Source organism: Rouxiella silvae (assembly GCF_002093625.1).
GTDB lineage: Bacteria > Pseudomonadota > Gammaproteobacteria > Enterobacterales > Enterobacteriaceae > Rouxiella > Rouxiella silvae.
The window spans coordinates 44277-53078 of sequence record NZ_MRWD01000040.1; the positions used below are offsets into that span (position 1 = coordinate 44277).

13 protein-coding genes are annotated in these 8802 nt (G+C 48.6%); 6 read left to right on the forward strand and 7 right to left on the reverse strand.

Annotation, left to right across the window (positions count from 1 at the left end):
• Positions 1-152: 152 nt before the first annotated feature.
• A complete protein-coding gene (locus tag BS639_RS16260; protein WP_084983634.1) occupies positions 153-932 on the forward strand; it encodes an IclR family transcriptional regulator in 780 nt (259 codons plus the stop codon).
• 35 nt (positions 933-967) lie between these two features.
• Complete coding sequence (locus BS639_RS16265) at positions 968-1414, forward strand: universal stress protein (RefSeq protein ID WP_055783015.1); 447 nt, start codon at positions 968-970, stop codon at positions 1412-1414.
• Positions 1415-1534: 120 nt separating this feature from the next.
• Here the strand turns inward: BS639_RS16265 and BS639_RS16270 are convergent, their stop codons facing one another.
• Together BS639_RS16270 and BS639_RS25190 are read right to left on the reverse strand one after the other, a co-directional pair.
• Positions 1535-1894 (reverse strand): DUF2502 domain-containing protein, encoded by a 360-nt coding sequence (locus BS639_RS16270; protein ID WP_084983635.1) that lies wholly within the window; start codon positions 1892-1894, stop codon positions 1535-1537.
• Between the two features lie 329 nt (positions 1895-2223).
• Positions 2224-2355, reverse strand: coding sequence for a hypothetical protein (locus BS639_RS25190; protein ID WP_255474458.1), 132 nt, complete (start codon positions 2353-2355; stop codon positions 2224-2226).
• Positions 2356-2596: 241 nt separating this feature from the next.
• On the opposite strand from BS639_RS25190, the gene BS639_RS16275 reads away from it, so the two are divergent.
• The gene (locus BS639_RS16275; RefSeq protein WP_055783008.1) at positions 2597-2809 is read left to right on the forward strand and encodes a YccJ family protein; all 213 of its coding nucleotides are present in this window, start codon (positions 2597-2599) and stop codon (positions 2807-2809) included.
• A gap of 55 nt (positions 2810-2864) precedes the next feature.
• Here BS639_RS16275 and BS639_RS16280 read toward each other — a convergent pair whose 3' ends face one another.
• The 3 genes from BS639_RS16280 to BS639_RS16290 form a co-directional block, all read right to left on the reverse strand.
• Positions 2865-3125 carry a hypothetical protein gene (locus BS639_RS16280; RefSeq protein ID WP_055783005.1) on the reverse strand — a complete coding sequence of 87 codons (261 nt, stop codon included), beginning with the start codon at positions 3123-3125 and terminating at the stop codon, positions 2865-2867.
• Between the two features lie 53 nt (positions 3126-3178).
• Positions 3179-3457, reverse strand: coding sequence for a hypothetical protein (locus tag BS639_RS16285; protein WP_084983636.1), 279 nt, complete (start codon positions 3455-3457; stop codon positions 3179-3181).
• Positions 3458-3600: 143 nt separating this feature from the next.
• The gene (locus BS639_RS16290; protein WP_084983637.1) at positions 3601-4104 is read right to left on the reverse strand and encodes a YlaC family protein; all 504 of its coding nucleotides are present in this window, start codon (positions 4102-4104) and stop codon (positions 3601-3603) included.
• 166 nt (positions 4105-4270) lie between these two features.
• Here BS639_RS16290 and BS639_RS16295 point away from each other — a divergent pair, with 166 nt between their 5' ends.
• On the forward strand, positions 4271-4741 hold the full coding sequence (locus BS639_RS16295) for a GyrI-like domain-containing protein (protein WP_055783757.1): 471 nt from the start codon (positions 4271-4273) through the stop codon (positions 4739-4741).
• A 131-nt stretch (positions 4742-4872) separates the two neighbouring features.
• Here the strand turns inward: BS639_RS16295 and deoR are convergent, their stop codons facing one another.
• Entirely contained in the window at positions 4873-5640 is a 768-nt protein-coding gene (gene deoR, locus BS639_RS16300) for a DNA-binding transcriptional repressor DeoR (RefSeq protein ID WP_055782996.1), read from the reverse strand.
• 69 nt (positions 5641-5709) lie between these two features.
• Positions 5710-6369, reverse strand: coding sequence for a metallophosphoesterase (locus BS639_RS16305; RefSeq protein WP_084983638.1), 660 nt, complete (start codon positions 6367-6369; stop codon positions 5710-5712).
• 236 nt (positions 6370-6605) lie between these two features.
• On the opposite strand from BS639_RS16305, the gene BS639_RS16310 reads away from it, so the two are divergent.
• Entirely contained in the window at positions 6606-6878 is a 273-nt protein-coding gene (locus tag BS639_RS16310; protein ID WP_055782993.1) for a hypothetical protein, read from the forward strand.
• Positions 6879-7264: 386 nt separating this feature from the next.
• Positions 7265-8683, forward strand: a complete 1419-nt coding sequence (locus tag BS639_RS16315; RefSeq protein ID WP_407690311.1) for an MFS transporter — start codon at positions 7265-7267, stop codon at positions 8681-8683.
• Positions 8684-8802: the final 119 nt, after the last annotated feature.

Here is an 8802-nt window from a genome sequence, read left to right on the forward strand (position 1 = left end):
GCAATGCACCACGATACGATACACCGTGCGGATACTATAATACGGTGCAGTGTATTGCAATGTGATTAATGATTGTTTTTTGCACGGCGCGCTATTACATTGGGCGGATATTAGTAGGATGAGGAAAGAAAAATAATGGATAAATCAACGATATGAATACAGACAACTCGGCAGAGGAAGAACGCAGCGGCGGTATTCAGGTTATCTCTCGGGCGGCAGCAATCCTTAACACCTTAGGTCGCCATCCCGAGGGACTCAGCCTGGGTGCCATCGCCAATGAAGTTCAGCTGCCTCGTTCGACGGTGCAGCGCATCGTTGCCGCACTGGCAGAGGAAGGATTCGTGCGGGCTGAAGGCGCGGGTGGCGTTCGCCTCGGGCCTATGCTGCTGCGCCTGGTATCAACGATTCACAGCGATGTCATCGCTATTGCCTCGCCTTATCTACAACAACTTTGCAATGAAACCGAAGAAACCGTTGCACTGGGCAGAGCGAGCGGCAGACAAATCAGCAATATTCATCATATTGTTGCCGAACGGGAGCTGCGCGTGGTGCCGAAGCTGGGTCTTAATCTGCCCATTTACAGCACCTCAGCCGGACGTGCCCTGCTTTCGCTGCAAACCGATTCAGAAATCCGCCATCTGGTTGGCGACACGCTTGAGCCGGCGACCGAAAATACCGTTAAGGATATTAATGTGCTGTTGGTGAAGATTGCGCAGGTTCGACAAGATGGGATCTCAATAGAAAGTGGTGAAACCGTACTCGGGATCTCATCTATGGCGGCGGCGGTAGACACCATTCTTGGCCACTACTCCATTTCGGTTTTGATGCCAACGGAACGACGCGCCGCGAAACAACAGGCCGTCACTGAGGCCATTTTGCGCTGTAAAGAGTCGTTAAGTGGTGAAATCGGTAAACTGGGTGGAGGACACTAAGTCCCCCTTGGTCCTCAGACAAGAAGGAAAACCGTATGTTTGATGTCATTCTCGTGGCCGTTGATGGCTCGCCACAGACGTCGCAGGTCGTAGCCCTGGCCAGCCAAGTCGCTCAGCATGGTGCACCGCAAGTGTACGTCACCTGCTGTATTGATGAAGCCTATGCTTTTGCCAACGAAAAGGAGCAGCCCGGCGATATTATCGACTATCCGGCGGCGGCGGCCGAAGAGAATACCGCCACGACGGTGGTTGAAAATGCGCTGCGGCAGTTAGCTCAGGCGGGAGTCGTCGCTCAGGGAAATTTGGTGATAGGTGCAGCAGGAGAGACACTTATTGCGCAAGCGAAGGCCAAAGGGGCATCTGTTATCGTGATGGGTCATCGTCACTTAACCGCTTTCGGCAAAATTTTTAAAGGGTCAGTCAGTGCAGAGGTGGTGGCGGGTGCGCCCTGCCCAGTTTTGGTTGAGGTACGCGGTAACTAAAATTACGCTGCTTAGAAAGTACAGAATTGACGTTAGGGATGCTCTGCATAGCCAGCGCCAACCCTGTACTTAAAATTTTTGCTTCTTAAAGTGCAGATTTAACTTTTACTCTGTAAACCTTTACCAACGTCCCGGAGGCGGGCCTTCATGCCAACGTCCGGGTGGCGGCCCCTCGTGCCATCTTCCCGGCGGTGGACCTTCATGCCAACGCGGCGGACCTTCACGCCAGTAATAACCCGGCGGCGGCGGCGGTGGAGCAGGTTCATAATAAACCCAGCGACCGCGGTCACGACGATGATGGCTCCACCAGCCCGGCGGACGCCAATCACCGCCGTCCCAATAGTAGCCGCGACGGTCGCGGTCACCGATGTTCAATGAGAAGCCGGGCATGTTAACACCCACCGACACATCTGCATGTGCTACCGCGGGCAAACCTGAAAAGGCCGACATTACCGCGAGCACCAAGAATATTTTTTTCATTTTACACTCCAGGATCTGTCCGATCTGATGCGGCTACGTTACCCCTGGCTATCTTGCTGTTCTATAGGAATTTATCCCATTTACTCACGCCTCACGAATTCCTCACAGTTGCGTCAAAACAGTTACAATCATCAACAATTCGTAAGACTATGGTGCCAAAGCGAAAATTAACAGCTCGCTTAATAAATTGATTGTTTTACCGCCTAGTTTTCACTTCTATTCGGCGAAAAGAAACAGCTTGAGATTCAAAAATGAAGCGATTCAGGCAATAAAAAAACCGCCGAAGCGGTCTTTTTTACTGATGTTCAACCTGTATTAACGGTGATGACTCAGATTTTGCAGCTTTCACACTCAGCTTCATCGGTCAGAATTTCCGGTACGGCCGCCGCTTTCTCTGCCGCTTTTTCTTCAGCAGTTTCCAACGCAGCATCTATATCGAAATCAAAAATATCGTCACTCATTCTCTTCACCTTTTCAAACACAGCGTGTTTTGATCATTCTCCCACCTCGCGGTCTGCGAGACAGGCGTTCCCAGCATTGAGGGAGTATAAACGACAGCGCACGGCAGATACCATTATTCTGTGCGGTGAAAGGCAGGCGGAAGAAATATCCAATTCAGTTGCTCAAGCTTTAGACGAGTGAATTTGCGTCCCGGCATTCCAGCAACCATAGTTAAGGAGAGCCAAAACAAAGGAGACAGAAATGACAAGTTCAAATATTAAAGCTTGGGCAAACACCCGCGAGACCTCTCATGAGATTGCTGAGGCTATTTTCGAACTGGCAAAAAACGACGAGGTTCTGGCCCAGAAAATCTGGGAGGAAGGCAACGACGAGGTATTACCCGTGGCTTTCGCTAAAACCAAAGAGGACTACCTGTTTTGGGGCGAAGAGAAAATAGATCGCAAAAACGTCTGAATAGCCGTTAACACAGGCCGGTTGTGACCTACAGGCCCTGGAAGCTTTCCGGGGCTCAGCTATCGAACCCAAATCCCATCTGATGAGCCCATTCGAATACCTGCTCTTTATAAACGAAACGGGGCTCACACACCCCCGGCTGGCTCGGCGTCTGTATCATGACGGCGATACAAGGATAAGCGACAGGACGGGCGTCGAAGATAAAATCATCGATTTCCTGCTCGGCAAAATCGGTAGATTCCCCTACCGGCGTAGCCTGAAAGATTTCCTGTATAATCCAGTTCCGATACTCAAATTCATTATTCAGAAATTTCATATTTCGCTCCTGAAACGACTCATACGCATTGCCTGCTGCAGCAGACTTCGCGATTAAACGTGCAAACTCTCATCACCACCACAGCAGGAACAGACCTCAACGCGGGAAACCGTCATACTGGCCTCACCGTCACATTCCCACTCTACCCGCAAAGGCTGACCATTATCATCCGCTGACTGAATGAATCGGTCATACCATGCTGCCTGGCCTTGCATTGTTTCGACCACAATGAGTGTATCACCGGCATAAATACGCGCCGTTGCCTGAGCGTCTTGCTTCTCGCCCGCAACCCACATATGTAAGTGATGAATAGAAAGTTTGATGCGTTCCACGACGGCTCCTGATGATTGCAAAAAGAATTTTATCATCTCTTTGCGTACTTTTCATTGCCTAGTACATAACCAACAGTTTATCAGAGCCGAAGTGGAAGAGTCATAGCATGAACAAAGCTTGTTGCACTTTTATCAGATAATAATCAGGCAACTTGCACAGTACCGCTGGCTTTAGTCGGCGGTTCATAGCGACGCGCCAGGTCGTAAACGTCATAAAAATCAATACTGCCTTTATGCTCGACAATACTTTTAACGTGCGTTTTAAACCGGTTGTCCACCGCACCGCTGCTGAGCAGGGTTGACACGGCCTCGGATGAAATTTCACGACTGAAAAACCATTCCCCGTTGTAACAGACTCGCAGATCCAACACGCCAATGTCCTCATAACGGTAGGTCGGCTTGATTTCCAGCAGCAGCATTGCCGCCATAAACAGCAAAAATACCGTGAAACCTGCAAACCAGCCAAGGCCCATATAGGGTGAAGCGTACATCACAATACCCACGGCAATGTATCCGACAAGCATCGCAAGACACAGCCAAGGATGGTTAACGAAGAACTCAACGTTAAGTCTCGCCTTACCGTCTCGGCCCTCTGTACGATTAATGCGTTCGATCTCACTATTCAGAATACTTTTAACGACATCCATTGATAACCTCACTACAGTCAGGACTATACTGCAATTTGATACCAAGATATTAACACGCACACTGTTATAGCACGTAGAGCAGTTAACATCTTTTATCAGACCATCTGTTATAGGACGCGCAGTTATCACTTAACTCACTGAAGATGAGGAATGCATCGTGCCGTTTATGATTTTAGAAAAACCTGCAAAAACCGTTGCCAGCTATCGGGTCATCGGCCCCTATGAAACAAGCGTTAAACAAGGATTTGAACAACTGATGCCGTGGGCGCAAGAACACAAGCTGGGTGAGGGAGAGTGGTTGACGATTTTTTGGGATAATCCCAACACTACCGCACCCCAAGAGTGTCGTGCAGACTCCTCTGTCAGCGTAGCTGAGGACTTTAAGGTAGACAGCACCGCTGAAGGAATCACTCTGCAAACCCTGCCAGCCGGCACCTACGCGGCGTTTCACACCACCGTCGACGACGATAATTTCGCCCAAGCCTGGACCGATTTCTTTAATCTACACATCGCCAACAGCGGTTACCGCCCGGATGGTCGGGCATGCTACGAGGAGTATCTCAACGACGGCCGACAAACCGGCATGTTTGAAGTTGTGCTTTATCAATCCGTAGAAAAAATTGCCACTATCCGCTAATTTTCACCCGCTTAGTCTGTAAAACATACGCCCGATGTTGTTTAGATATTTAATTTAAAACAACAACGGGCGAGTTATCTTATTGTTATAAATAAACATTTAATGCTTCGAGTATTAAATAAATCGAATGTTCAATAAATCAGGCCAACATTTGACTCTCGGCAGTAATCCACAAAAGACTTGTCAGGTGCTGTGTCGGTAACCAGCGTAGAAAACTCGCTCAGCGGCGCAATAGAAGCAGGCCTGACTTTCCCAAACTTACTGCTGTCGACCACCAAAATCTTTTCGCGCGCGCACTGCAAAGCCTGATGCTTCATGAGAAGCTCGTCGAAATTAAAACAGCTAACCCCGTATTCCAGGCTCACGCCCGCCGCCGAAATAAAGGCTTTATCGGGTAGCGTGTTATTAAGTTCGCTGCTGCTTTTCCCAAAAGGGATGAAAATACTGTTGCTCGCCCGATATTTACCGCCACACATAATGACTTCACAGTTTGGTTTATCCTGCAGGGCCAAGAACGTGTTAAAGGAGTAGCAAATGGCAGTAAAAGTTCGTTCATCGGGGATGTTTTCAATGATATAGGGCGTCGTCGTTCCGCAGTCAAAAAAGACCAGATCGTCATCATTGACAAGCATCGCCGCCTGTTTCCCAAGACGCCGCTTTTCTGCCGTCTGACGCATTTTCTGCTCGCTGACAAAATAGTGCGTCGCAGGACTATTTTTCGGGTCGATAACAATATATCCCCCTAATAAAATTAGCGGCGAGGCGGTGCCGTTCAGGTCACGGCGAACAGTCATTTGTGAAACGTCGAGCAGCTGGGCCGCCTCATTAAGGTGGATTTTGTCCGCTTTTTTCAGAGCATGCAGCAGTCGTTGCAGCCGATCTTCACGCTTATTTTCCATTTTCAACTCTCGAGGAGGGTAAAATCCGTATCAGAATACACGGCGATGATACGTACTAAGCGGATAATATCATTGAATTTGTAACAGGGTCAGCTTGCCTTCAAAAACAGCACCGGTATCAATATAAAATTGATTGGCGAATTGCTGAACATTTTCTACCGGCGTGTGACCAAAGAAAAAACGTTGAGCGCCGTCGATGGGCTGAACACTTCCTGCCTTGGAATCCTCAAGACGCTGCCGACTCCAGATAACCTCATAGGCATCAACCGCTTGACCGCTACTATAATGAGTCAACGGATAATCAGCGTGCGCAATCACCGTGAGGCCTTCGCGCGTGTCAATTTCAATAATGTGCGGCAACTGCTCAGCTTGGGTAATCAATTCTCTTGCCCGCGCTTCATCCGCAGAAGTCAGTTTATAAAACCAGTCCCCACCATTTCTCAACCAACGCTCGACGTTTTGACCGCGCACGGCCTCAATAGCCATCTGCTCGTGGTTACCTCGCACGCAGGCGAACCACGGCTGATTGATAAGCGCCAAGCAACTCAGGCTGTCTTCACCCCGATCAATAAGGTCGCCAACGGAGAGCAGCAAGTCCTCATTTTCACAAAAATGCTGGGCAGAAAGTGCCTGATTAAGCTGTTGCAAGCAGCCGTGTATGTCGCCGACAACAAAAACTCGTCGATACTGGCTGCCGTCAATACGTTGGTATTTTGCTCTATCAGACATCACGTTGCCCCATCCTGTGTCTTTAAAGTGCCGAAAACTTGCCAAACGTTTGTTCAAAAATGCGCAAAACGGTATCAGGATCACCATTAACAGAGCCGGCAGTAGCAGAAAACCCATAAAAACTCCCTATTAAAGCAGCAAGATCCAATTAGATCGCCTTTTAAACAATTAGCGCTAAGGGGTTGACCGCTTTTTGCGCTATACTACGCGCTGGCCCAAATAAGACCGGAGGTTTTATGAGCTCCATCGCAGTTAACACTCCAGACGAGTGTCCATTATGCCAAAGTACAATCAAGACCAAAACTTCACTCAACCTGACTGAAAAAGTGGTCAACGTCACCTGTACTACCTGTGGACGTTACAGTATTTTCCGCAAAACCATGCAAGAAATTGCTATCGACCGAACAAAGCGCGTTGCCCTGCAAGCCTTTTTCTCGAGTCAACCGAATTACCATTTGCCTTTATCCCTTAAGGCGATCAGTAATCCAGAACCTGCGGGTGATTTTTAACCCTATAAACGCCCTTCGGGGCTGTTTTATCCCCTTGCTGTCACTTTCCTTCCAGTTTCTTTCGTCCAGTAGCCATCATTAAGCGGCATTGCTTCCCAGATATTTTACCCCTTAAGCACAAAAAAAATTATTTAAGATTCAGATCGGCACCTGAGCGCTATCGCGCGATGCTTAAACTTTATTTTAAAATTTATTGAATAAGTTTTGCACTCAAAATCGACATCTCGGCGTCAAGATCCAGAAAGAGCAGTGAAGCGAATTATCTCTTGATACGTAAAAAATTAGTGAAATACTCTATTATTTTACATCTTGAAATCTTATTCCGAATTTAAATCCGGTGATAACCCCTTAGCATGATAAGGTTTTTTCAACGGGTAATGGGACTTATGGAATTCGCACACGCATCGTCTTTATCGAATCAGTCAGCGGCCATGACGGCGCCCGAACTGATCACCAGAATAGACGCCCTGCCTTCATCACCGGGACTGTGGCGCTTTATAATATTATTGGCAATCGGTGGTTTTTTTGAACTTTACGACCTCTTTCAAACGGCTTATATCAGCCCAGGGCTAATCGCTGAAGGCATTTTTCACACCGGCAGCAATGGGGTGTTTGGCATTTCCGATCAGGCTGCTTTCGCCTCCTCAACTTTCCTCGGTCTGTTTATCGGTACCAGCCTACTCAGCCCGCTGGCCGACAAGTTTGGCCGTCGCCTGACGTTTATGTTCGCGCTGCTTTGGTACAGCTTCTTTACGCTGCTGATTGTGTTCCAGAATCAGGCGGAATGGATTATTTTTCTGCGCTTTCTGGTCGGCGTTGGCCTTGGTATTGAGCTGGTGACTATTGACACTTATTTAGTCGAGATGGTGCCCACGCGCCTGCGCAGCAAAGCTTTTGCCTTCTCTTTCTTTATACAATTTATGTCGGTCCCTGCGGTTGCGTTGATCTCGTGGTGGTTCGTTCCCCACACGTGGTTCGGCTTAACCGGCTGGCGCTATGTGCTATTAGTTAGCGTGGTGTTCTCGCTGTTTATCTGGATAGTGCGAAAAAAACTGCCGGAGTCCCCGCGCTGGCTAATGCAGCAGGGTCAGCCTGATAAAGCCCAGGCCGTGCTCGAGGCGCTTGAAAAGCAGTGTGGGGTAGGAAAAGTTGAACGTTTAACGCAATTGGTGACGCTCAATGATGAAGAGCAGTTTGAGCGTCGCGGACGTTTCAAGGAAATCTGGACCCCACAGTTTCGCTCACGCACCATCATGCTGATGATTTTCAATATATTTCAGGCCATCGGCTTCTTCGGCTTCGGAAACTGGCTCCCTGCCCTGCTGGCTGGACAAGGCAGCAGTTTCACCCACAGCCTTTCTTACTCGATAATTATCACTCTCGGCTTTCCCCTTGGCTGCCTGATTTCAGTGCTGTATGCCGATAAATTCGAGATAAAATGGCAGGTAGTGGCCGGTGCACTGGGCGTCGTTATTTTCGGCGCACTGTTTGGCTTTCAGCGCAGTCCACTGGGAATGATTTTCTGCGGATTTATGGTGAGCTACTGCAATGCGTGGATGACCTACAGCTTCCACTCTTACCAAACCGAAATATTCCCAACGCGAATTCGCGTAACCGCCGTCGGCTTTTGCTATTCGTTCAGCCGCCTTTCCACAGTGTTCAGCAGCATCATAATCGGTCTATTTTTACAATATACCGGCAATGTTGGTGTACTGAGTTTTATTGTGGCGAGTATGGTCATTGTGGTGTTGGTGATTTCGATTTTGGGTCCCAAGACGAAAGACATTGAGCTGGAAAATATCTAATTAAGAGTGAACGCTGCTGCGGCCCACGGCTTGTGTGGCCCGCAGCAAATTTCAGTTAATGATTATAGCGCGGGCCAACGTTCGGACGAATAGAGCCACATGCGAATATTATATAAATA